Origin of the sequence: Isoalcanivorax pacificus W11-5 (assembly GCF_000299335.2) — a bacterium.
Taxonomy (GTDB): domain Bacteria; phylum Pseudomonadota; class Gammaproteobacteria; order Pseudomonadales; family Alcanivoracaceae; genus Isoalcanivorax; species Isoalcanivorax pacificus.
Map to the genome: position 1 here is coordinate 656316 of NZ_CP004387.1, position 21436 is coordinate 677751.

25 protein-coding genes are annotated in these 21436 nt (G+C 63.0%); 16 read left to right on the top strand and 9 right to left on the bottom strand.

Annotation, left to right across the window (positions count from 1 at the left end):
- The first annotated feature begins 357 nt into the window (after window positions 1-357).
- The 7 genes from S7S_RS03095 to S7S_RS03125 all read left to right on the top strand — a co-directional run bounded on the left by S7S_RS03095 (window position 358) and on the right by S7S_RS03125 (window position 5997).
- Window positions 358-996 (top strand): TetR family transcriptional regulator, encoded by a 639-nt coding sequence (locus S7S_RS03095; protein WP_008740352.1) that lies wholly within the window; start codon window positions 358-360, stop codon window positions 994-996.
- Between the two features lie 124 nt (window positions 997-1120).
- Window positions 1121-1459 (top strand): hypothetical protein, encoded by a 339-nt coding sequence (locus S7S_RS03100; protein WP_008740353.1) that lies wholly within the window; start codon window positions 1121-1123, stop codon window positions 1457-1459.
- A 141-nt stretch (window positions 1460-1600) separates the two neighbouring features.
- Window positions 1601-2278 carry a nitroreductase gene (locus tag S7S_RS03105; RefSeq protein WP_008740354.1) on the top strand — a complete coding sequence of 226 codons (678 nt, stop codon included), beginning with the start codon at window positions 1601-1603 and terminating at the stop codon, window positions 2276-2278.
- A gap of 71 nt (window positions 2279-2349) precedes the next feature.
- The gene (locus S7S_RS03110) at window positions 2350-3189 is read left to right on the top strand and encodes a dienelactone hydrolase family protein (RefSeq protein WP_008740355.1); all 840 of its coding nucleotides are present in this window, start codon (window positions 2350-2352) and stop codon (window positions 3187-3189) included.
- Window positions 3190-3234: 45 nt separating this feature from the next.
- Window positions 3235-3594 carry a putative quinol monooxygenase gene (locus S7S_RS03115; RefSeq protein ID WP_008740357.1) on the top strand — a complete coding sequence of 120 codons (360 nt, stop codon included), beginning with the start codon at window positions 3235-3237 and terminating at the stop codon, window positions 3592-3594.
- Between the two features lie 118 nt (window positions 3595-3712).
- Window positions 3713-4630, top strand: a complete 918-nt coding sequence (locus S7S_RS03120) for an AAA family ATPase (RefSeq protein WP_008740358.1) — start codon at window positions 3713-3715, stop codon at window positions 4628-4630.
- Window positions 4630-5997, top strand: a complete 1368-nt coding sequence (locus tag S7S_RS03125; RefSeq protein ID WP_008740359.1) for a vWA domain-containing protein — start codon at window positions 4630-4632, stop codon at window positions 5995-5997. Before S7S_RS03120 ends, S7S_RS03125 begins: the two co-directional genes overlap by 1 nt.
- 11 nt (window positions 5998-6008) lie before the next feature.
- Here S7S_RS03125 and S7S_RS03130 read toward each other — a convergent pair whose 3' ends face one another.
- Entirely contained in the window at window positions 6009-8429 is a 2421-nt protein-coding gene (locus S7S_RS03130) for a hybrid sensor histidine kinase/response regulator (RefSeq protein WP_008740360.1), read from the bottom strand.
- A 226-nt stretch (window positions 8430-8655) separates the two neighbouring features.
- Between S7S_RS03130 and S7S_RS03135 the strand changes: the two genes are divergently transcribed.
- On the top strand, window positions 8656-9210 hold the full coding sequence (locus S7S_RS03135) for a porin family protein (RefSeq protein WP_008740362.1): 555 nt from the start codon (window positions 8656-8658) through the stop codon (window positions 9208-9210).
- 337 nt (window positions 9211-9547) lie between these two features.
- On the opposite strand, the gene S7S_RS03140 is transcribed toward S7S_RS03135, so the two are convergent.
- Complete coding sequence (locus S7S_RS03140) at window positions 9548-10948, bottom strand: ABC1 kinase family protein (RefSeq protein ID WP_008740363.1); 1401 nt, start codon at window positions 10946-10948, stop codon at window positions 9548-9550.
- 151 nt (window positions 10949-11099) lie between these two features.
- Window positions 11100-11528, bottom strand: a complete 429-nt coding sequence (locus S7S_RS03145; RefSeq protein ID WP_008740364.1) for a phasin family protein — start codon at window positions 11526-11528, stop codon at window positions 11100-11102.
- 280 nt (window positions 11529-11808) lie between these two features.
- Here S7S_RS03145 and S7S_RS03150 point away from each other — a divergent pair, with 280 nt between their 5' ends.
- Window positions 11809-12189: a hypothetical protein gene (locus S7S_RS03150; protein WP_008740365.1), complete on the top strand. Its 381-nt coding sequence runs from the start codon at window positions 11809-11811 to the stop codon at window positions 12187-12189.
- A 2-nt stretch (window positions 12190-12191) separates the two neighbouring features.
- On the opposite strand, the gene S7S_RS03155 is transcribed toward S7S_RS03150, so the two are convergent.
- Complete coding sequence (locus S7S_RS03155; RefSeq protein WP_008740366.1) at window positions 12192-12422, bottom strand: hypothetical protein; 231 nt, start codon at window positions 12420-12422, stop codon at window positions 12192-12194.
- 196 nt (window positions 12423-12618) lie between these two features.
- The gene (locus S7S_RS03160; RefSeq protein WP_008740367.1) at window positions 12619-13449 is read right to left on the bottom strand and encodes an SDR family oxidoreductase; all 831 of its coding nucleotides are present in this window, start codon (window positions 13447-13449) and stop codon (window positions 12619-12621) included.
- A gap of 239 nt (window positions 13450-13688) precedes the next feature.
- On the opposite strand from S7S_RS03160, the gene S7S_RS03165 reads away from it, so the two are divergent.
- From S7S_RS03165 to S7S_RS03175, 3 genes are read left to right on the top strand one after another with little or no spacing between them, the layout of a single operon-like run.
- A complete protein-coding gene (locus S7S_RS03165; RefSeq protein ID WP_008740369.1) occupies window positions 13689-14708 on the top strand; it encodes an AraC family transcriptional regulator in 1020 nt (339 codons plus the stop codon).
- A 29-nt stretch (window positions 14709-14737) separates the two neighbouring features.
- Window positions 14738-15157 carry an HIT domain-containing protein gene (locus tag S7S_RS03170; RefSeq protein ID WP_008740370.1) on the top strand — a complete coding sequence of 140 codons (420 nt, stop codon included), beginning with the start codon at window positions 14738-14740 and terminating at the stop codon, window positions 15155-15157.
- A 17-nt stretch (window positions 15158-15174) separates the two neighbouring features.
- Window positions 15175-15363, top strand: coding sequence for a CPXCG motif-containing cysteine-rich protein (locus S7S_RS03175; RefSeq protein WP_008740372.1), 189 nt, complete (start codon window positions 15175-15177; stop codon window positions 15361-15363).
- A 47-nt stretch (window positions 15364-15410) separates the two neighbouring features.
- On the opposite strand, the gene S7S_RS03180 is transcribed toward S7S_RS03175, so the two are convergent.
- The 3 genes from S7S_RS03180 to S7S_RS03190 are packed head-to-tail and all read right to left on the bottom strand — an operon-like array spanning window position 15411 to window position 17290.
- Window positions 15411-15695 carry an Rdx family protein gene (locus tag S7S_RS03180; RefSeq protein WP_008740374.1) on the bottom strand — a complete coding sequence of 95 codons (285 nt, stop codon included), beginning with the start codon at window positions 15693-15695 and terminating at the stop codon, window positions 15411-15413.
- Window positions 15696-15698: 3 nt separating this feature from the next.
- Window positions 15699-16283: a YajG family lipoprotein gene (locus S7S_RS03185; protein WP_008740376.1), complete on the bottom strand. Its 585-nt coding sequence runs from the start codon at window positions 16281-16283 to the stop codon at window positions 15699-15701.
- Window positions 16284-16309: 26 nt separating this feature from the next.
- Window positions 16310-17290: a polyprenyl synthetase family protein gene (locus tag S7S_RS03190; RefSeq protein ID WP_008740378.1), complete on the bottom strand. Its 981-nt coding sequence runs from the start codon at window positions 17288-17290 to the stop codon at window positions 16310-16312.
- Window positions 17291-17898: 608 nt separating this feature from the next.
- On the opposite strand from S7S_RS03190, the gene rplU reads away from it, so the two are divergent.
- The 4 genes from rplU (at window position 17899) to proB (ending at window position 20965) form a co-directional block, all read left to right on the top strand.
- Window positions 17899-18210: a 50S ribosomal protein L21 gene (gene rplU, locus S7S_RS03195; protein WP_008739945.1), complete on the top strand. Its 312-nt coding sequence runs from the start codon at window positions 17899-17901 to the stop codon at window positions 18208-18210.
- A gap of 27 nt (window positions 18211-18237) precedes the next feature.
- The gene (gene rpmA / locus S7S_RS03200) at window positions 18238-18498 is read left to right on the top strand and encodes a 50S ribosomal protein L27 (RefSeq protein WP_008739944.1); all 261 of its coding nucleotides are present in this window, start codon (window positions 18238-18240) and stop codon (window positions 18496-18498) included.
- Window positions 18499-18630: 132 nt separating this feature from the next.
- Window positions 18631-19839, top strand: a complete 1209-nt coding sequence (gene cgtA / locus S7S_RS03205; RefSeq protein ID WP_008739943.1) for an Obg family GTPase CgtA — start codon at window positions 18631-18633, stop codon at window positions 19837-19839.
- Between the two features lie 7 nt (window positions 19840-19846).
- A complete protein-coding gene (gene proB, locus S7S_RS03210; protein ID WP_008739942.1) occupies window positions 19847-20965 on the top strand; it encodes a glutamate 5-kinase in 1119 nt (372 codons plus the stop codon).
- 111 nt (window positions 20966-21076) lie between these two features.
- Here proB and rpsT read toward each other — a convergent pair whose 3' ends face one another.
- A complete protein-coding gene (rpsT, locus tag S7S_RS03215; RefSeq protein WP_008739940.1) occupies window positions 21077-21346 on the bottom strand; it encodes a 30S ribosomal protein S20 in 270 nt (89 codons plus the stop codon).
- Window positions 21347-21436: the final 90 nt, after the last annotated feature.

Here is a 21436-nt window from a genome sequence, read left to right on the forward strand (position 1 = left end):
TGCTTCCCTGTTGTGGACCGCTGAGCGCACAGCGGCGTGACATTGATTCCTGCGTGGCCTGGCGCTCTCTCTCGGCGCCCTTGGCTGGCTACGCTGTCCCGCCCCTGCGGGCGGCCGTAATTGTCCTGTGTGATAGTCGCCCCGCCATGTGACAGCCGTCCAGCGGAGGCCGCCGGATGCCTTGCAGGTTTTTTGCCAAGTGGGCATTTCGACTAACAAGTGTGCGGCGAATTCTGGTGTCGAAAGAGTCGCCTGTCAATAATCAGTACAAAAAAAGCACAAAATAAGAAGTTGTGATGTCAGATTGATCAATATAGGCTAACAACTGTTCTGCGAATATAGGCTTATGAGTCAGCCATGAGTACGCTTTCCCGCGCTGAAAAGAAACAACATACCCGTGAACGTATCCTCCTGGCGACGCTGTCGCTGATCACGGAGGGCCGCAGCCTGGACAGCCTGGGCCTGCGCGAAGTCGCGCGTGCGGCCGACCTGGCGCCGACGTCCCTGTACAACCATTTTCCGGATATGGAGGCGCTCGGGCTGGCGCTGGTGGAGCAGGCCTGCACCCGCCTGCGTGAACGCATGCGCGAAGGCCGGCAGGCGCTGATCAAGGGACAGGCCACCACCGCGATTCGCAGCATGATAGAGCGCTTTATCCGCTATCTGGACGATCATCAGATCGAGTTCCGCCTGCTGGTGCGTCAGCGCCTGGGGCCATCGCCGGTGTACCAGAAGCGTATCCACCGGGCGCTGCAACTGCTGGTGGAAGAGCTGGCCGACGACGTGCGGCAAGTGGTCGCCACTCGTGTCCAGGTGCCGGTGAACGTGGAGGCGGAAGCCGAGGCGGCGGTGGCGATCATGTTCGGTTTCGGCATCCTGGCGCTGGATATGTCACCGGACACCCGCGCCCTGCAGTTGCCGCGCCTGGAGGTGCAACTGCAGATGGTATTTCTGGGCGGGCGGGCGATGGCGGCAGGCATGCGACTTGACAGTTGATGGATTTGTGAGGTTTATCCCATAACTTCATGACGGGGCTGATAAAAACGTGACGAACGGCCTTGCTGATCATGAGTGGCTACTTTAAAAAGTGAAGATAACTCACTGATTCGTGGAGTCAGCGATGCACTTCAATCCCTGTGATCCCTATGATGCAGCTGCCCTGTACGACATGTGGCTCAATTGCCAGGGCTGTCCTGCCACCTTCGATTTCGAACCGTCACGGCCGCTCGGGCTGGACTACTACCATGACATCGGCCAGCGGGCGAAGGCGGAGCGCTGGGTGGTGCGCGAGCAGGACGACCCGTCCGATCCGCTGGGGGTCTCCTACCTGGTGCTCTGTGCCTGTTGTGGTGACCGTTTCGGCATGGTGCCGGAGGCGGCCCTGCGCCGGGCACCGGCGCCGGTGATCGCGGAAATCTGCTCGGCGCTGCGGGACGCCGAGGCCGGTGTTGCCGCATAGCGTAAGTCTCACGAAGTAAGTGACTGCACACTCAGGGTGGCGGAAGTGTCGCGGCTGCCCACGCCGTGGTTGCTTTCGCCATGGTCCCCGCCTTTGTGCCGCTCCTATAGTGCGTGCTCTGCATTCGCCCAAGGAGACGCCATGACCGCCGCCGATATGAGCCTGGAGCAGGCCCTGCACACCCGCCGCTCCGTGCGCGGCTTTCTCGACACACCGGTGCCCCGCGAGACACTGGATGCCGTATTCGCATTGGCACAACTCACCCCCAGCAACTGCAATATCCAGCCCTGGCGCGCCCTGGTGGCCTCCGGCAGCGTCCGTGACACCCTGCGTGCGCGCATGGTCGAGAAGGCCGGCAACGGCATCATGATCAATCCCGATTTTGAAGCCATGCCCACCTTCGAGGGTGAATACCGGCGCCGCCAGGTGGATTGCGCCGTCGAGCTGTATAGCAACATGGGCATCGCCCGCGACGACAAGGCCGGCCGTACACGCGCCGTGCTGCGCAACTTTGAACTGTTTGATGCGCCGCATGTGGTGTTCATTGGCATGGACCGGCGCTTCGGCGTCACGGTAGCGCTGGATGTGGGCATGTATATCCAGAGCCTGATGCTGGCCATGACGGCCTTTGGTATCGGCTCCTGTGCCCAGGGCAGCATGCGTTACTACCCGGACGACGTGCGCGAGGTGTTCGATGAGCCCGACAGCACCGCCATCCTGTGCGGCATCAGCTTCGGATACGAAGACGTCGCCGTGCCGGCCAACCGCACCCGCGTCGGGCGTGACCCGCTGGCTGCGAGTGTGGTGTTCAGCGGCTGACGGCGGTTGGCCCACCTGGCGGTGGCGACCGCGATACAATCGCGGTTTTCCACCGCTTCGGGAGCCCAGGGATGAGCATTCTCCACCCCCTTCGTGACGACGACACCCTGACGGATTTCAGCGTCAGTGAATTCACCCATGCCGGCTATACCTACCCGGTGTTTCGGCAGGGCGAAGGGCCGGCGGTGCTGATCGTGCACGAGGTGCCGGGTATCACGCCGGAAGTGGCACGTTTTGCCCGGCGTGTGGCGGCGGAAGGTTTCACTGTGCTGATGCCGAGTTTGTTCGGCACGCCGGGCCGGCATTTTTCGCCGGGCTACGTGGCGCAACAGATGGCGATGACCTGTGTGCGCAAGGAATTTTCCGTGCTGGCAGCCAACCGCACCAGCCCGGTGACTGATTTCCTGCGCGGTCTGAGCCGGGCTGCGCACGAGGAACTGGGTGGTGCCGTGGGTGCCATCGGCATGTGCCTGACCGGCAATTTCGCGCTGGCACTGGCACTGGATCCCTGGGTGAAGGCCCCTGTGCTCAGCCAGCCTTCGCTGCCGCTGGGCCTGACGCCCGGCCTGCGGCGGGCGGTGCACCTGGCGCCGGCCGATGTGGCGCGCCTGCGCCAGCGCATGGACGAGGAGCAGTTGAAGGTGCTGGGGCTGCGCTTCACGGCCGATACCCTGTGCGGCGGCAGCCGCTTCAAGGCGCTGCGCGAGCGGCTCGGGCCGGGTTTCGAGGGGATCGAGATCTCCTCCCGCCCCGGCAACCCGCACGGTATCGTGCCGGTGGCGCACTCGGTGGTGACCACCGATCTCGTGGACGAGGCCGGCCATCCGACCCGCCAGGCGCTGGATCGCGTGCTCGGCTTCTTCCGGGAGGCGCTGCAGGAGGCCCCTGCGGCGTCCGGGGGCGGAGTGTGATAGACTCCCGCGCCTTGTAACCCAGGCAGGCGCTATCAGTCACGCATGATCATTGTCAAAGGCGAAATTCCGGTCAAAGAAGACCATCGGGACGAAGCGGTGGCGCTGGTGCAGGCGCTGGCCGAGGCCTCCCGGTCTGAGGACGGCTGCCTTTCCTATGAAGTCTATGTGCAGGCTGACCGGCCTGAGGTCATCATGATCTGGCAGCAATGGCGTTCACTGGCTGCGCTGGAAACCCATTTTGCCTCTGATCACGTGGACGCCTTTCTCGACGCCATCCCTGACATGATCGACGGCCAGGTCACCTCGTCGCGCTATGAAGTGCAGGCGGAGGAATCCGATGACCTGGACGAGATGATGGAGCTGCCGCGTGTGCTTTACGGTGACGAAATCATCATGCACTGATCAGGCCGGAACAGCCTGAACCTGCCCTGATCGTTTTGGTCAGGACGCCCCTCCCCGCTGTGCTTTACACTGCCTGACACCCGCGTTATCACCATCCCGCGCTGTCAGGAGACGCTGAGTGAAAACCCGCATTGCCTCGGTGGACGAGGTCCGCGAGAACTTTGCCCGCCAGGGGTATATCTGCAACGACGACATCGCCATGGCGGTGTTTCTTGCCGCGCAATTGCGCAAGCCTGTGCTGGTGGAAGGCCCGCCCGGCGTCGGCAAGACCGAGCTGGCGAAGGCCTCCGCCGCGTTTCTGGAAGCTCCCCTGATCCGCCTGCAATGTTACGAAGGGCTGGATGAAACCCGCGCCCTGTACGAGTGGAAATACAGCAAGCAGTTGCTGTACACGCAACTGCTGAAAGAGAAGCTCGGCGATGTGCTCGGCGATGCGCAGACACTGACGGACTCCATGCAGCGCCTGGCGGGTTTCGGTGATGCGTTTTATTCCGAGGATTTTCTGGAGCCGCGTCCCTTGTTGCAGGCGTTGCGGTCGGACGAGGCGCCGGTGTTGCTGATCGACGAGATCGACAAGGCCGACCAGGAATTTGAAGCGTTCCTGCTGGAACTGTTGTCCGATTACCAGATTTCCATCCCCGAGCTGGGCACCATCACGGCGCGCAATGAACCGCTGGTGTTCCTGACCAGCAACAACACCCGCGAGTTGTCCGACGCGCTCAAGCGCCGCTGCCTGCATCTGTACATTCCCTTTCCGGACATCCGGCTGGAGCAGCAGATCATTGCTGCGCGTGTGCCGGAAGTGGCGGCGGGCCTGCGTGAACAACTGGCCACGTTCGTGTCGCGGTTGCGCGCCATGGATCTGAAAAAACATCCCGCCGTGTCGGAAACGCTCGACTGGGCGCGCGCGCTGGTTCTGCTGCATGCACAATCCCTGACCCCCGAACTGGTGGAGGCGACACTGCGGCTGCTGCTCAAGTATGAGGAAGACCTTGTCACCGCCCGTGCGGACATGACCCGGCTGCTGAAACGCTGATGGCCACGGATACCCTGACCGAATTCGTCAAGGCGCTGCGTGGGGCCGGGGTCCCCGTGTCCACGGCGGAGACGCTGGATGCGGTGCGGGTAACGGAGCAACTGGGGTACGTCGATCGCGGGCGATTGAAAGCGGGGCTGTCGCTGGCACTGGCCAAGACCGAACAGGACAAGCTGCGTTTTGCACAGTGTTTTGATGATTTCTTCGCCTTTGCGCGGCCACGGGAGACGGCAAACACGCCGCCTGCTGCCGAGCCGCCGCAAGGCGGCAGTGGGGAATCGGATGGTGGCGGTGCCGGCGGCGGCATGCAGGGCGTCACGTCTGAGCTGGGCCAGATGCTGGCGCAGGGCGACGAGGCACAGCTTTCCGCGCGCATGGCGCAGGCGGCGCGAGCGGCCGGGCTGTGGCAGATCCGCGTGATTACACAAAAAGGGCTGTTTGCGCGCCGGGTGATGCGGGAAATGGGCGCCGAGGCGCTGGATGAAGAACTGATGGCGCTGGAACGAGAGGGCGATCCGCGCGCCGTACCGTTGCGCTCGGCACGCACGGCGCTGCAGCAGCAGGTGCTGGAGCAGGTCAATCGCGAGTTCCTGTTGCAGGCGCGTGCCGAAGGTCAGCGCCTGCGTGAGCAGGCCATGCGTGATGTGAACCTGCGTGACCTGCATGAATTCCGTGACGTGCAGGCGTTGGTGCAACGGATGGCAAAGCGATTAATAGCGACCCATTCCCGGCGCCGAAAAAAAGCCAAGCGCGGCATGCTGGACGCGCGCCGTACCCTGATGAGCAGCGTGCGCCACGATGGCCTGCCGGTACGGCTGCACTGGAAAAGAGTGCGCCGTACCCGGCCGCGCGTGTTCGTGATTTGCGATGTGTCATCCTCCGTGGCGGCCGCCGCGCGGTTTCTGCTGCTGTTTCTCTATGCCGTCAACGAGGTGTTGCCACGGGTGCGCAGCTTTGCCTTCGCCTCGCGCTTTGGCGAGGTCACGGATTATTTTTCCGGGCCGTCGGGCCAGGCTGCCGGGGCGGTGGATCGTGTGCTGGCGGAGTATGCCGGCAGCGGCACCGACTACGGCGGCATGCTGTCGCAGTTCTGGGTGGATTGCGAGGGTGTGCTGGACAAGCAGAGCACAGTGATCATTCTCGGCGACGCGCGCAACAATAACCTGCCGCCGGGGCAGCAGTGGCTCAAGCAGATCAGTGAGCGCGCCCGGCAGGTGCTATGGCTGAACCCGGAAGGGCGCAACCGCTGGGGCAGTGGTGATTCGGAGATGCCGGCCTATCTACCGTATTGCCGGCAGGCATTGCCGTGCCGCAACCTGGCACAACTGGAACGATTTGTTGATCTGTTGCTGCGCGATGTACGGTGAGCTCCCGTGCGTTAGCGGCCCAGCACCGCGCGCAATCCCCGGTCGAGCTTTTCCGCTGTAATCGGTTTGGCAATATGGCTGATCATGCCGGCTTCGTGGCAGGCGCGTATCTTGTCCGGCACAGCGTGGGCGGTGAGCGCCACGATCGGCATCTGCGGCAGCCGGCCGTCCTGTTGTAGCTGGATGATTTGCCGGGCGGTGGCAAAGCCGTCCATGTCGGGCATTTCGCAATCCATCAGGATCAGGTCGAAATCATGGTCGCCACCAAGCAGCACGGCGATGGCCTCCATGCCACTTTCTGCCACGTCCACTTCGTGGCCGAGTTTGCGACACAGCCCTTCAGCGACCATCAGGTTGATATGGTTATCGTCGACAATCAGCAGGCGTGCGCGCGGCATGGGATGTTCCGGCATGCGTGGCACCGGATGTTCGCTCAGTTGGTGCGCGCCGGGCAGCGGCATGCGGAACCAGAAACAGGAACCTTTGCCCTGCTGGCTGCGGACCCCGATCTCGCCGCCCATCATTTCCACCAGCTGCCGTGAGATCGCCAGGCCCAGGCCGGTGCCGCCGTAGCGACGGCTGGTGGAATTGTCGAGCTGGTGAAAATGCTCGAACAGTTGCGGCAGCTTGTGCTCCGGGATCCCGATACCGGTATCTTCCACTTCAAACTGCACGTAGTCCGTGTTGCTGCTTTCACGGCGCACGCGCACCTGGATGTGGCCGTTCTCGGTGAATTTCACCGCATTGCTGACCAGATTCACCAGCACCTGCCGCAACCGCATCGGGTCACCGCGAACATCCTCGATGCCGGAAAGCTCTATCTGCTGTGCCAGTGTGTTGCCGCACAGGGTGGCACGGTGACGAAACAGCGCTGTGCATTCCTCCACCAGTCGTGGCAGCGCGAAAGCTGTTTCCTCCAGCGGCATCTTGCCGGCTTCGATGCGCGCATAGTCGAGCACATCGTTGATCAGTTGCAGCAGGCTGTTGCCGGACTGTTCGATCACATGCAGGTGCTGTTGCTGTGCGTCGTTGAGGCCGCTGTCGCGCAGCAGGTCCAGCGTGCCGATGATACCGTTCAGTGGTGTGCGGATCTCGTGGCTCATTACCGCCAGGAATTCGCTGCGCGCACTGAGTGCTTCGTTGAGTTCACGCGTGCGCTCGCGCACGCGCTGCTCCAGTACCTCGTTGGCTTCGCGCTGGATACGCTCGTTTTCTTCTTTCAGCGTGGTCATGCGGTTCGCCAGCGCGAAGGACAGCAGCAGGGCTTCCAGGGTCGCGCCGAGCTGCATGGCCTGTTCCAGCAGCCAGCTTCCCGGCAGCAGTTGAAACACCTTGAGGACGTACAGCGAGGTGCCGACCGCCAGCGTCATGAACGCCAGCAGGAAATAGCGCGCGGACCGGTAGCCGCGCCGGGCCTGGCTGCCGGCGATCAGCATGATGATGATGACCCAGGGCAGCACCAGTGCAGTGGACGCCTGAATCCAGAAACCGAAATGCACCAGCGCCAGCGGCGCCATGCAGGCAATGGCCAGCGCACTGAACAGCAGCACCCGGTCGAGTTGTGGGCGATAGCGGGACAGTTGCAGGAAGCTGCGGGCGAACAGGATCGAGAAGACGACCGAGAGCAGGTTCAGCACCGGCAGGCTGTGATGGTTCCACCAGGGCGCCTGGGGCCACAGCCATTGATAGGCAAGGCCGTCGCGGGCAAACAGGTTCAGGCCCAGTGTGCCGAGGTAGAGCACGTACAGCAGGAAACTGCGGTCGCGCATGGAGACGAAGATCAACAGGTTGAACAGGCACATGATCAGCATGGCGCCGTAGTAGAACCCGTAGCGGAGCTGGTGGCGGCTGTCCCGTTGCTGAAGTGCCAGTGGCGTCATGATGGCCACCGGCATCTCGATCACATTGCGGCCCTGGGCGCGCAGCAGCACCAGGTTCTCGCCTGGCGACAGTGTCAGCGGCAATACCAGCGCCCGATGCGGCACCGGCCGGCTGTCGAACGGGACGCGATCGCCGATCAGGTAGTGCGAAAGCAGCGTGCCATCCGGTGAAAGCTGATACAGGTCGAGGTAATCCAGATGAGGTCGGCTGGCCTGCAGCAGCCAGTCCTGCTGGGCAGAGAGATTGTTCAGGCGCAGCAGGAACCATTGCGGGCCTGTACGGAAGCCAAGCGTCGGATAGTTGATATCCAGCTGCTCTCCATCACCCCGAAGCAACCGGGCGAGCGCCTGTTCCGGTGTCAGCACGTCCTGGGTATCGTCCAGCCAGCGCAGGGCGAGAGTGCTGTAGTAGCTGTGCGCATCGGTCAGTGTCTGCGCCGGCAGTGCACTGTTGCCCTGGGCCTGGACGTGACAACTCAACAGGCACAGCCAGATCAGCAGGCCGATGGGGCCTGGCAAGCGGTAGCCTGTAGGCATGCGATAGCGGTCCATTCCCTGTCCCTGAATGGCGTGATAGTAGCCGGTCCCCGGTCCCGACCCAACCGCGTACGTCGGATGCAGTGAAACGCGCGTGGTGTTCCGCTGTTTTACACTGTTTTTCGCAAACAGTGTTAATTCCGCGATCTGGTCACAGGGCCGTCATCTGGTCCGAAAATCACTGAACCGATGCCGTAGGATGGCTCTCGAAAGCGATGTCACTACCGAGCAGGAGGAGCACATGAAGAACGGAAATTCTGTCAAGCTTTTACTGGCGGCCATTGCCCTGGGTAGCAGCAGCGTGGCGATGGCGGCGGGGCCATACATTGGCCTGAACTATACCCAGTTCCAGTTTGAAAGCGATGACACTGACGAGGAGCTCAAGCCTGATGGCGTGACGCTGCGTGCCGGTATCGAGTTCAATGACTTCATCGGGCTGGAAGCCCGTGGTGCCACCGGCGTGAGCTCTGACAAGCGCAGCACAGCGCTGGGTGACGCCGAATTCGATCTGGACCGCCTGTACGGGGGCTACGTAAAGCTCTCGGTCCCGGTGGGCGAGATGGTGCGGCCGTACATCGTGGGCGGCTACACCGAGGCCAAGGGCGAAGCGAAATTCACCACTGGGCTGGGGTCGATCGAGCGTGAGTCCGATACCGTCAATGATGAGTCCTACGGCGCCGGTGTGGATTTCAATCTCACCGAAACATTCGGCATGAACGTGGAGTACATGCGTTATCTGGACAAGGACGACTATGAACTGAACGGCATCAGCGTGGGCTTCCGCTCCGCGTTCTGATCCGTGCAGCACTCTGTCCGGGATGGCAGAGGGTCGGCCACAGGGAGGTGGCCGGCTCATGGAAGAGCAAACGGGCCGCTGTGCGGCCCGTTTCAGGCTGCTGACAAACCTCGGCAGCCATTCTTCTACTAAAAAATTATCCACCCAGGGCAAAGAGTCGCTGTTTTTCTGGTGATAGCCTCCACTTGCATAGCCATAGGGCTGCAACCTGGAATGCGACCACCCACTTTTATATCGCCTCGAAGAGGTGATTCATAAAAACAGGGGTTTGTCCTCAGTCTGAAACGGGCCGCTGTGCGGCCCGTTTATATTTCAGCAGGCAGACGCGCTGTTGTTTTCAGGCATTCGCCTGGCTGGCCTCGAACAACCGCTCGACGTTGGGCCGGAAGGCGGCCACCACGCCGAGATTCACCATGGTCCAGTAATGCCCGCCGAGCACGCGGTTGACCAGCAGTGTGCGCGCCGATGGCTGGAAGGACTCCAGGTAACGCCAGGGCGTGTCGCGGGTCTGCTTGGCCAGCCGCAAGTGCAGGCGTGAGTTGGCGAAATCGAATGGCTCCGCACCGAACGGCGGCAGCAGCAGGTCGACCCAGCGCATGTAGAACTCGCGGCTGATGGCCGGGCCCTGCGTCTTGCGAATGCCAAGCCGGTACAGGACCTGCTCCAGTTGCGGGATATCGTCCTCGTAGGCTGCCTGGGTCAGGTCGCGGAACGCGGCGATATCTTCCTCATCCATGCGCTTGATGGCACCGAAGTCGTACATCACGATGCTGCCGTCCGGGCGGTAGGCAAAATTGCCGGGATGCGGGTCGCAGTGCACCGCACGCAACACGAACATCTGCCGGCCGATGGCATCGAAGATGCGTTCGCCGAGCAGGTTGCGCAGGGGCTGGTCGTAGGCGTCGCTGGTGCGCACCGTGTCCAGGTCATCGCCGGGCTCGAAGGTCAGCGTCAGCACCCGGTCGCTACTGTGGCTGTCGATCACATCGGGAATGACCAGCCAGGGTTCATCGGCGTGGAAGGCGCGGAATTGCCGCAGGTTGTCCGCTTCCTGGCGGTAGTCCAGTTCTTCTTCCAGTTGATCGCGAATCTCGCGAAAGATCGCGTCGAGGGTGGCCTCTTCCACTTTCAGCAGGCCACCGAGCCTGAGAATGCGGCGCAGGTGGCGCATGTCCGAATCAATCGATTCCTTGACGGCCGGATACTGGACTTTCACCACCACGTCGCGGCCATCCTGAAGGCGCGCGCGGTGCACCTGCCCGATGGAGGCGGCGGCAAACGGCTGCTCCGAGAACTCGGCAAACAGCGCTGCCGGCTCATCGCCGAGCTCGCGCTTGATCTGGCGGCGGATCACGGAGAAGGGCATCGGGGCGGAGGCTTTCTGCAGCACCGACAGGGCGTCGGCGATTTCCGGCGGCAGCAGATCCTGCATCTGTGAGGCGATCTGGCCGACCTTCATGACCGCGCCTTTCATTTCGCCCAGTGTGCTGGCCACTTCCCGGCCAATGTGACGCATCAGTTTCTCGCGGTCTTTCTGCCGGGCTTCATCGGACTGGAACAGGCTCTTTACGGAATGGCCCGCCACCCGCGAGGCGATCGACGTGGTCATCCCGGTCAGCCGCAGCAGGCGGCCCGCCTGGGTGGTGGTGCGGAAGGAGGACTTGTCTCTGGCCACGTTCAGGCTCCGTTGTTGTTCTGCGCTGTCGTCCCTGCCGGCGCGGCAGTACAGGTAAGGCATGCGAGGTTCAATACGGCAATCTGCGACCTGCGGCGCGGGGTGTCAACGGCCTGCCGGGTCAAAAGCGCTGGCGGCAAGGCCCGCGGGGGAGGGGGAAACAGAAACGGGGGCCATCAGGCCCCCGTTTGTGGTGCTGTGTTGCATGCTGATATCAGGCGCGTTGTTCGCCGGCGCTGACCAGATCGTTGAACAGCTTCTGGCTTTCTTCGCGGGCGGTCAGGACCGCGCCGATGCCGGCCAGCAGGTACTCGCTGGTGGCTTCGGCTTTCTCGCCACGCTCTTTGCGGCCGGTTTCCAGAAAGCGCTGGTACAGCTCTTTGCGTTTCTCCGGTGCGGATTCCACCAGTTCGCCAGCTGCTTTCAGCAGGCCGCGGCCGGCCAGCAGGGCTTTCGGCTTGCCAGCAGCGGCTTCACCCAGCTCGGTGGCGCCGGCTTCGGCATACTTGTCGAACAACTCGCCGGAGGTGCCTTCCACTTTGGAATAGGCGCCCAGGCCAGCCAGATAGATCTTGCGGTTCACTTCTTTGGCGCGTGCCACGATGCTTTCTTGCTGTTCACGCAGGTTCTTCAGCTCGCCCATCACTCAATTCCTTCTCTGTGTCTGCGGTAGATGTTCCGTGCCTGACAGCGGCCTTGATGCAGGGCAATCGTCTGTCATGCGGTGGGCGCAGAATAACGACCATGGAACCGGGGTGCCGGGTGGCTGTCCGACAATCACACAGTCGTGTGGGGCAGGCAGACCGGTGGTGGTGCCGGGGGCCTGTGACTGGTGTCATGGCCTGGCGTACGATTGGTACACAGCGGCTTCACCCCCGCCCCTTTAGACTGCGACACTGCGTAGCCATGTTTCTGGAGAGCGCATGATCGAGAAGTTCATTGCCAAGGTGCCGGACCGCATATGGGAAGAAGGCCGGCCCGCGCGTTTGCGCATCTGGGAAGGAGAATACAACGTTGCATCCTGGGTCCGGGTTACCGGTGCCACAGGCGCGCTTGAACTGCTGATTACCTACAGCGACGAGGCCGGGGAGCATCGCGCCCGGGTGGACAGCACGGAGATCCGCGCCGATGGCAGCGCGCTGTTGTCCGGCATGGTGCGGCTGCGCTTCACCGGCAAGGTGGAACAGGTGCAGGTGGTGCTGGTGCTGGGAAACCCGCAGATGCGGTTTGTGGTGGAGGAGCTGTATGTGCAGCGTCGTGGCAGCACGCTCAGCCGCACGGACAAGCTGATTTCCAATTATTGATCTCAGGCCTTGCGCAGCAGCGGGTCAGCGCTGGCTGTTTGCGCACTGGCCGGTGCCGGGCAATCCGGCGCCGGATGCATGGCCTGCAGGCGGATGCTGTCGGCATCGCCATTGCTGACCGGAGCGCTGAGCAGGGATTCCGGATACTGGCTGAAATCCAGTCCGGTGAGCCGCTGCAACTGCTCCAGTGCCTGCTCCGGTGCTTTCTCTTCGATGCTGATGACTTTGCCCATAACTGCCCCCCGGCTGTCGTCAGGGGGAGTTATGCCAGAACCATGCCATCCCGTGAATCTCGTGTTTTCTTAATTAAATCAATGTGATACTTGTCATCGGCGGGCGAGCCGCCACGCTGGCGCCGGCAGTGCCTCCCTGGCCCGGCAGATAGTGACAATTATTGTGACCTGCCGGTGACGCCAGCGCCCGGGCTTGTCAGTCGAGGAAGAAATCCGGCAGCAGTTGTGACTCGGGCAATGACGGGTCCACCTGATAATGGCTGAGATTCTCGACGCCGTTCTCGCGCAGTACCTGTTCGTCGATAAAAAAGTTGCCGGTGCAGGTGGTGGCGTCCCGGGTCAGGATGACGTGCGCGGCGTCGGCCATGATCTCTGGCTGCCGCGCCAGGCGAATGCTGGCGTCGCCGCCGATATGGTTCTGTACGGCGGCAGTATTGATCACCGTGCGTGGCCACAGCGCGTTGAATGCCACCTTGCCGCGATATTCCTCCGCCATCCCGTAGACACACAGGCTCATCCCGTATTTGGCCATGGTGTAGGCACAATGCCGTGCGAACCAGTGCGCGCTCAGTTTGATCGGCGGCGCCAGGTTCAGCACATGCGGGTTGCCGGCCTGTTTCAGGTGCGGCAGGCAGCGCTGGGTAGCGAGGAACGTGCCACGGGTGTTGATCTGGTGCATCAGGTCGAAGCGCTTCATGTCCGTGGCTTCGGTAGGGGTGAGCGACAGGGCGCTGGCATTGTTGACCAGGATGTCGATGCCGCCAAAGGTGCTGACCGCCTGATCCACCGCGGCCTGCACCTGGTCTTCGAAGCGGATGTCGCCCACGCACACCAGGGCTTTGCCACCGGCGGCCTCGATGTCCTTGGCGGCGGTGTACAGGGTGCCGGGCAGCTTCGGGTGTGGTTCGGTGGTCTTGGCGAACAGCACGATGTTGGCGCCGTCGCGCGCGGCGCGGACGCCGATGGTCTTGCCGATACCACGGCTGGCGCCGGTGATGAAGAGCGTTTTGCCTGCCAGATCTGTCATGAGGGGCTCCTGTTGTGTGTCGCTGCGGGCAGCCTCGCATGCGGCGTCGGGCCTGCCCATGACCGGAAAGTCCACGGTCGTGATTGGCTTTGCCGCCCGGCCTGGGCATCCCCAGAGGCAATCCGCTATCAGATGATGGCTTGCGGAGCGGGGGATCGCACAGGTATCTTTCTGGGGTCGGTCATTTTGGGCCAGCGAGAAACAGGCGGTACGCTGCCCGTGTTGAGGGATTGCAAGGCATGACCATTCTGAAAATGAACCCGGAAGAGTATTCCTTTGCCGCGGAGTACGTCCCGTTGCTGATCAGCATCCTCGAGAAGCGGGGCATTCCGCAGGAACACCTGCTGCGCGATACCGGCGTGCAGCCGGCGCTGTGGCGCGAGCCGGGCGCACGCGTGTCCGCCGAGCAACTGGAAAAGGTGATTCGCCGCGCGCTGTCGCTGACCGGCGACGACTGGCTGGGCTGGGAATTCGGCGCGGCCATGACCATGTCCACACACGGCTTTCTTGGTTATGCCGCCCTCAGCAGCGAGACGCTGGGGGAGGCCATCGAACTGGCGGTGAAGTATTTCCGCACGCGCAGCACCATTCTTGACCTGCAACTGGTGATCGACGGTGACATGGCCGCGTTGCAGCTTGAGGAACTGATTTCCCTGAATGACCTGGCGCCGTTTCTGGTGGAGGGGCTGTTCAGCAGCTTTCATTTCATGACCATGAAGGTGCTGCCGGACATGCCCATTGACGATGGTGAGCTGCGTTTCGCTTATCCCAAGCCGCACTATTTTGATCAGCTCAAGCCGTTGATCCCGGTCCCTTGCCTGTTCGACTGCGCTTACCACCAGATGCGTTTCCCGGCCTGGAAACTGAACGAGAAGCTGCATTTTGCCGACCCGCGCCTGGCCAGCATGGCCGCCGCCCAGTGCGAGCAGGAACTGGCCACCATCAAGGCACCACCGGGCCTGCTCGGGCAGGTGCGACGCATTGTGCTGAGCCATTCAGGGCGTTTCCCGAGTGTGGATGAAGCAGCTTCGGAACTGCACATGTCCTCGCGCACTCTCAAACGGAAGCTGCAACAACTGGGCACCAGCTATCAGAAGATACTGGATGACCTGCGCAAGGGGCTGGCAGTGGAGCACCTGACCCAGACCAGCAGCACGGTGGATGACATCGCGCTGATGCTGGGTTATTCCGATGCCTCGAACTTTGCCCGCGCCTTCCGCCGCTGGACCGGCAGGAGCCCGACCGATTACCGGGCATGATCCTATTTCTGTATTGACGGAGGTACCGGGTGAGCGAACCCGTGATGCTGCATCCCCGCCTGGAGGCGGATACCCACGCCATTGGTGAGACAGCGGAATACTGGCTGCGCTGGATGAATGATCGCCGTTTCCCCTGGGTGGTCGTGGTGCCAAAAAAGCCCGGTCTGCGGGAATGGCACGAACTGGATTACGACGCCCAGCACGCGCTGCTGGACATGGTCAACCGCTGCAGCCTGCACCTGCAGAACCTGACCGGGGCGGAAAAAATGAACATCGGCGCGCTGGGCAATCTGGTGCCGCAACTGCATATCCACATCATTGCGCGTCGCAGTGGCGATGCCTGCTGGCCCGGTCCGGTATGGGGCCAAGGCACGCCGGAGCCCTGGGGCAATGAGCAGCCGGCCTGGCTGCCGGCGCTGCGCGATCGTCTGAGCCAGCGCTGCGCCTGAAACGTCGGGAGTGATGCATGCATGAGCTTGAACCGGTCACCGTCACCTGTCCCTATTGCTGGGAAGCCATCGAGGTGCTGGTGGACCCGAGCGAAGGCGAGCAGGACTACATCGAGGATTGTTCGGTGTGCTGCAATCCGATCCGCTTCGTGGTGCGGGTGGATGACGGGGGTGTGGTGGTAGAGGCGCTGGGACAGGACGATTGACTGAAAAAGCCTCTTCGATGAGGTGCCTCAGGCTATATCAACGGGCCCTAAGGCGTTTTCCGGTCGATATGCCCCAGCTCGCGCCCGGGTGCGACCACATCCCGTACCCGCCGTTTCAACTCGGTGATTTCGGGGAAGCCGCCCTCGGCCTTGCGGTCCCAGACCAGCGTATCGTCTGCCTCGACGCGGAACACGCCACCGGTGGCAGGGCGCAGGGCCACCTCGGCCAGTTCATCACTGAAGGTCTGTAGCAGTTCCTGCGCCATCCAGGCGGCACGCAGCAACCACTGGCACTGCGTGCAATAGGTAATCACGACACGCGGGCCCGCCATGGTTCAGGGCTCGTCGTTGCCGGCCAGGAAGGACAGCATTTTCGGGTCGTTGAGCAGGCGCGCCAGCGTGCGCTCCAGTACGTCGTTGATCATTTCCTCATTGCGCGAGGCGCTGGGCGTGAGCGGCATGTCATGGGTCACGCTGCTCTGGTAGCGGCCGGTATGTTCGACCTGCGGCCGGCTGGCGATGGCTTCCACTGTCGCGCTGACCTGCACACGGTTGACCAGATTGCCTTCGCCGGGGGTGTAGCTCAGTTCCGTCAGGCGCACTTCCAGCCCGGTGGCGTCGTCGGTGGGGTTGTAGGCGTTGAACCCCTGGGCCTGCAGGCCGGCGGTGACCGCATCATAAAGGGCCTTGGGTACGTCATTGCCGGGGCGGATCAGGCTGGTTTCCGGATAGATGCCGCCCCGGGAGCCGAACTCGTCTTTCTCCCGGGCATCGCGGGCCAGTACGGACACCGGGCGGTTCTCGCCGACATTGGTGCTTTCCACTGCAGGCGACGGGGCCAGGTTCACGACCTGCGGGCTGAGTCCGCAGGCGCTGAGCAGGGTGGCGCTGAGCAGGGCAAGCAGGGTGCGGGACATCATGGGTGTTCCTCCGTGCCGTATGGGGGTCAGAACTGGCGTGCGGCGGCTTCTCTGGCCAGTTGTTCCAGTGATTGCCTGTAGAGGGAGTCCGGCACGTCGGCCAGGGCCTTCAGGGCGATCTCGGTGTGCTGGCGGGCAAGCTGGCGCGTATATTCCAGACCGCCGGCCTGCTGGACAGTTTCAATAATCTCGTCCAGCCGGTCGAGGCCGCCGGTACGAATGGCATTGCGGATCAGCTCGGCCTGGGCCGGGGTGCCCTCGCGCATGGTGTAGATCAGCGGCAGGGTCGGCTTGCCTTCGGCGAGGTCGTCGCCGACGTTCTTGCCCAGCGCAGCGACGTCGCCCGTGTAGTCGAGCACATCGTCGATCAGCTGGAAGGCGATACCCATGTGGCGGCCATAGTCACCGAAGACCTTCTTCGCGCGCCCGGTGGCGGCGTCGCCCTCGACGGCCAGCACGGCGCCGGTCTGTGCGGCGGATTCGAACATCTTCGCCGTCTTGTGGTGGATCACGCGCATGTAGCGCTCTTCGGTGGTGTCCGGGTCGCGGCAGTTGATCAGTTGCAGCACCTCGCCCTCGGAAATCACGTTGGTGCTCAGCGAGAGGATGTCCAGCAACACCGGGTGCCCGACCTGCACCAGCAACTGAAAGGCGCGGGAAATCAGGAAGTCGCCCACCAGCACGCTGGCGGCATTGCCCCAGACCGCATTCACGGTCGGGCGGCCACGGCGCATGCCGGACTCGTCCACCACGTCGTCGTGCAGCAGGGTGGCGGTATGCAGGAACTCGATCACCGCCGAGATGTTCACATGGAAGCCGCCCTGGTAGCCGTTGGCGCGGGCGCTGAGCAGGCAGACCAGCGGGCGCAGGCGCTTGCCGCCGCCCTCGATGATGTACTCGCCGACCTCACGGATCATCGGCACGCTGGAATCCAGATGGCTCTGGATGAAGCGGTTGACGGCATCGAAATCGTCCGCCACGGGAGCGGAGATGGCTTTGAAATCCATGAGGCGTGTGGTTCCAGTGGGGCCAGTGGAGCTACTGCTGCGTTGCTAACTGGTTAGCGGGCGCAAGTTCGCGGCAATGCTAACAGTGGGGGGCGCTGAGTCAAGGGAACCTCTGAATAACTCCCCGGTGGTTCTGCGGGCGCTACAGCATGCAGTAGCAAGGCGCGGCGCGCCGGCAATACCCCATTCGGGGCACATAGTGGCCGTAGCCCTTGTCAAGCGACGCAACGCGGCTAATGCGTGCTGTAGCGCCCGCCCTGCGGGGCTTTCCGGGCGGCACCTGCTCCGCGTTGCGACTTCTCGACGTAGCCCGCTATGCCTTCGAAGTCGCGCCTTGATCAGATGCCGCCCGGAAAGCCAGAACCACCGGGGAGTTATTCAGAGGTTCCCAAGGAAAGCCGCATTCCGGGCGCGGCAGAGGGCGGCCCCGCAGAATGCTTGCCGTGGCGGCCTGCAATGGCGTAAAATCCGCGACCCTTATACCCCCTGGGCCGTCTTGCGGGCAGGGCTATTGAAGAAACCGTCGTCGTGGCTTTCAAGCAGGCTGCTCCTGCCCTCTCAAGGGCCGGCAGGCTCGCCACCGGGGACCCGCTCGGAGTCAGTGCATCATGTACGCAGTCATCAAGACCGGTGGCAAGCAGTATCGCGTGGAAGAAGGCGATCTGCTGCGCATCGAGAAAATCGAAGCCGGTGAAGGCGAAACCCTGGAGTTCGGCGAAGTGCTGCTGGTAGCCAATGGCGACAGCATCACCGTAGGCCAGCCGCTGGTTTCCGGCGCCAAAGTGACCGCCGAAGTCGTGTCGCAAGGCCGCCACAAGAAAATCAAGATCGTCAAATTCCGTCGCCGCAAGCACTATCGCAAGCAGCAGGGCCACCGTCAGTGGTTCACGGAAGTGAAGATCACCGGTATTGCCGGCTGATCCGGGCACAGCGAGAGGTATTGAACAATGGCACACAAAAAAGCTGGCGGTAGTACCCGTAACGGCCGCGATTCAGAAAGTAAACGCCTTGGCGTCAAGCGCTTCGGCGGCCAGGTTGTGCAGGCAGGTGAGATCATCGTGCGTCAGCGCGGCACCCGCTTCCACGCTGGTGAGAACACCGGCCTGGGTCGTGACCACACCATCTTCGCCACCGCCGAAGGCCGGGTGAAGTTCCTGGTGAAAGGTCCGCAGAACCGCAAGTTCGTGACCATCGAGCCGGTTGCCTGAGGCCGCGGTCACTGCCGACAAGGCCCCGTCGGGTAATCCGTCGGGGCCTTTTTGGTTTCTGGGTCGTGGCATAGACTGATCAGCCGATCCGACAAAGACAGCAATGAAGGAGCGCCCGCGCGGGCGATCGCCATGAAGTTTGTAGACGAAGCCATCATCGACGTGCACGCCGGCAAGGGTGGCGACGGCTGCCTGAGTTTCCGCCGTGAGAAATACATCGAGTACGGTGGCCCGGACGGCGGTGACGGCGGGGCCGGCGGCAACGTGTGGCTGGAAGCCGACAGCAACCTGAACACGCTGGTGGACTATCGCTACGAGCGGCTGTTCCGTGCCCGCAATGGCTCCCCCGGCCAGGGCCGGCAATGCACCGGCAAATCGGCCGAGGATATCGTGCTGAAAGTGCCGGTGGGCACCACGGTGCTGGACGCCAATATTGATGAAGTGCTGGCGGACATGACCCGTGACGGCGAGCGCGTCATGGTGGCCAAGGGTGGTCGCGGCGGGCTGGGTAACATCCATTTCAAGAGCAGCGTGAACCGGGCGCCGCGCAAGACCACCCAGGGCACGCCGGGTGAGTCGCGCCAGTTGCGCCTGGAACTGAAAGTGCTGGCGGACGTGGGGCTGCTGGGCATGCCCAACGCCGGCAAGAGCACCCTGATCCGCACGGTGTCCGCGGCACGGCCGAAAGTGGCCGATTACCCCTTTACCACCCTGGTGCCGAACCTGGGCGTGGTGAAAGTGGACCGCTACCGCAGTTTCGTCATGGCCGATATTCCCGGCCTGATCGAAGGCGCGGCCGAAGGCGCCGGCCTGGGTATCCGCTTCCTCAAGCACCTGGCGCGGACGCGCCTGCTGCTGCACGTGCTGGATGTGGAGCCGCTGGATGTCAGTGACCCGGTGGCGCACGCCGAGGCGATCATCGGTGAACTGGAAAAATTCTCGCCGGCGCTGGCGGATCAGGAGCGCTGGCTGGTACTGAACAAGCTCGACCTGATTCCTGAAGAGCTGCGCGACGACCTGTGCCAGGACCTGGTGAAGCGTCTTGGCTGGGATGGCCCGGTGTACCGGATTTCTGCCGCCACCGGCGAAGGCACACAGGAGCTGTCGTTCGCCCTGATGAACGCGATCGAGGAGCGCCGGCTACGGGAAAAGGAAGAGCCGGAATACGCTGCCGAACAGCGCTCGCTGCGTGAGCGGCTGGAGCGCGAGGCGCGCGAGCGGGTGCAGTTGATCAAGGCCGAGGCTCGCCTGGCGCGGCTGGCGAACCAGGAGCTCGGCGACGACGATGACGACGACTTCGACGACGATGATCACGACGTCGAGATCATTTACAAACCGTAGGACGAGCATGAGCGGCGACAACAAGGCCCCCGCGCGCTGGGTCATCAAGATCGGCAGCGCCCTGTTGACCAACAATGGCCAGGGCCTGGATCTGGTCCTGATGCAGGCTTGGGTGGACCAGATGGTGGCCCTGCGCGGGCAGGGCATCGAGGTGGTGGTGGTGTCCTCTGGCGCGGTGGCCGAGGGCATGCGCCGCCTGGGCTGGAGCAGCCGGCCTGCCTCGGTGCATGAGCTCCAGGCCGCTGCTGCGGTGGGCCAGATGGGGCTGGTGCAGGCGTGGGAATCGCGCTTCCAGGTGCATGGTCTGGTCACGGCCCAGGTGCTGCTGACCCACGATGATCTGTCTGACCGCACCCGCTATCTCAATGCCCGCTCCACGCTGGTGACGCTGCTGGGCCTGAATGTGGTGCCAGTGGTGAACGAAAACGACACCGTGGTCACCGACGAAATCCGTTTTGGCGACAACGACACTTTGGCCGCGCTGGTGGCCAATCTGGTGGTGGCCGACCGGCTGGTGATTCTCACCGACCAGAGCGGTGTGTTCGAGCGTGATCCGCGCCAGGACCCGGGTGCACCCCTGATTCGTGAAGCCCAGGCGTCCGACCCGCGCCTGATGGAAGTGGCCGGTGATTCCGGCTCCGGCCTGGGGCGCGGCGGCATGATCACCAAGATCCGCGCTGCCCGACTGGCGGCCCGCAGCGGCGCGCGGACCACCATCGCCAGCGGTCGCAGCCCGGAAGTGCTGGCCGCGCTGGCTGCCGGGGAAGCGCCGGGCACCACGCTGCTGCCCGATACCTCAGCCTACAATGCCCGCAAGCAATGGCTGGCTGGCCACCTGCAGATGCGCGGCCGGCTGGTGCTGGATGATGGCGCCGTACAGCGCCTTCGCGAAGCGGGCTCCAGCCTGCTGCCGGTGGGCGTGGTCAGTGCCCATGGCCAGTTTTCCCGTGGCGAGATGGTGGCCTGCGAAGACCAGCAGGGCCGGCGTATTGCCTGCGGGCTGGTGAATTACGATCACGAGGAAGCGGCGCTGATCTGTCGCAAGAAGAGCAGCGAGATTCAGGCCATTCTGGGCTATATGAATGAAGAGGAGCTGATTCACCGGGATAATCTGGTCATCCTGTGACGGATGACAGCGGTGGGCGGTGAGCTCAAGACATAAAAAAACCGGCCGAAGCCGGTTTTTTTATATTCGCGGCCAGAGGCTCGAAGCCCGCCGCTGGCATTGGCTGCTGCCTCAGGCGGCGGCCAGTGCCTTGATCTTCGCGTTCATGCGGCTCTTGTGACGAGCTGCCTTGTTCGGGTGAAACTTGCCCTTGCGGGTGGCCTTGTCCAGGACCGATACAGCCGTTTGATACGCTGCTTGAGCGGACTGCTGGTCACCGGACGCAATGGCCGCGTTTACCTTTTTGAGGTAGGTCCGCACCATGGAGCGCATTGCTGCATTGTGCTGACGACGCTTCTCCGCCTGACGAGCACGCTTTCGCGCTTGCGGTGAGTTAGCCAAGGTCCTGCTCCTGTCGAATTGGGTTGTCATCGTCTGAAAGCCCCGGATCATGGGGCTTTCAGCGACCGGCACGACAAGCGGATGCTGGAC

Bases quoted from the DNA above. Each gene is read 5' to 3' on its own strand.
- S7S_RS03125 (WP_008740359.1), top strand. From the start codon at position 4,630: ATGGCCACGGATACCCTGACCGAATTCGTCAAGGCGCTGCGTGGGGCC.
- S7S_RS03115 (WP_008740357.1), top strand. From the start codon at position 3,235: ATGATCATTGTCAAAGGCGAAATTCCGGTCAAAGAAGACCATCGGGAC.
- S7S_RS03100 (WP_008740353.1), top strand. From the start codon at position 1,121: ATGCACTTCAATCCCTGTGATCCCTATGATGCAGCTGCCCTGTACGAC.
- S7S_RS03150 (WP_008740365.1), top strand. From the start codon at position 11,809: ATGATCGAGAAGTTCATTGCCAAGGTGCCGGACCGCATATGGGAAGAA.
- S7S_RS03185 (WP_008740376.1), bottom strand. From the start codon at position 16,283: ATGATGTCCCGCACCCTGCTTGCCCTGCTCAGCGCCACCCTGCTCAGC.
- rpmA (WP_008739944.1), top strand. From the start codon at position 18,238: ATGGCACACAAAAAAGCTGGCGGTAGTACCCGTAACGGCCGCGATTCA.
- S7S_RS03180 (WP_008740374.1), bottom strand. From the start codon at position 15,695: ATGGCGGGCCCGCGTGTCGTGATTACCTATTGCACGCAGTGCCAGTGG.
- S7S_RS03130 (WP_008740360.1), bottom strand. From the start codon at position 8,429: ATGGACCGCTATCGCATGCCTACAGGCTACCGCTTGCCAGGCCCCATC.
- S7S_RS03140 (WP_008740363.1), bottom strand. From the start codon at position 10,948: ATGCCTTACCTGTACTGCCGCGCCGGCAGGGACGACAGCGCAGAACAA.
- S7S_RS03155 (WP_008740366.1), bottom strand. From the start codon at position 12,422: ATGGGCAAAGTCATCAGCATCGAAGAGAAAGCACCGGAGCAGGCACTG.
- cgtA (WP_008739943.1), top strand. From the start codon at position 18,631: ATGAAGTTTGTAGACGAAGCCATCATCGACGTGCACGCCGGCAAGGGT.
- S7S_RS03145 (WP_008740364.1), bottom strand. From the start codon at position 11,528: ATGGGCGAGCTGAAGAACCTGCGTGAACAGCAAGAAAGCATCGTGGCA.
- S7S_RS03095 (WP_008740352.1), top strand. From the start codon at position 358: ATGAGTACGCTTTCCCGCGCTGAAAAGAAACAACATACCCGTGAACGT.
- S7S_RS03160 (WP_008740367.1), bottom strand. From the start codon at position 13,449: ATGACAGATCTGGCAGGCAAAACGCTCTTCATCACCGGCGCCAGCCGT.
- S7S_RS03190 (WP_008740378.1), bottom strand. From the start codon at position 17,290: ATGGATTTCAAAGCCATCTCCGCTCCCGTGGCGGACGATTTCGATGCC.
- S7S_RS03135 (WP_008740362.1), top strand. From the start codon at position 8,656: ATGAAGAACGGAAATTCTGTCAAGCTTTTACTGGCGGCCATTGCCCTG.
- S7S_RS03175 (WP_008740372.1), top strand. From the start codon at position 15,175: ATGCATGAGCTTGAACCGGTCACCGTCACCTGTCCCTATTGCTGGGAA.
- S7S_RS03105 (WP_008740354.1), top strand. From the start codon at position 1,601: ATGACCGCCGCCGATATGAGCCTGGAGCAGGCCCTGCACACCCGCCGC.
- rplU (WP_008739945.1), top strand. From the start codon at position 17,899: ATGTACGCAGTCATCAAGACCGGTGGCAAGCAGTATCGCGTGGAAGAA.
- S7S_RS03165 (WP_008740369.1), top strand. From the start codon at position 13,689: ATGACCATTCTGAAAATGAACCCGGAAGAGTATTCCTTTGCCGCGGAG.
- proB (WP_008739942.1), top strand. From the start codon at position 19,847: ATGAGCGGCGACAACAAGGCCCCCGCGCGCTGGGTCATCAAGATCGGC.
- S7S_RS03110 (WP_008740355.1), top strand. From the start codon at position 2,350: ATGAGCATTCTCCACCCCCTTCGTGACGACGACACCCTGACGGATTTC.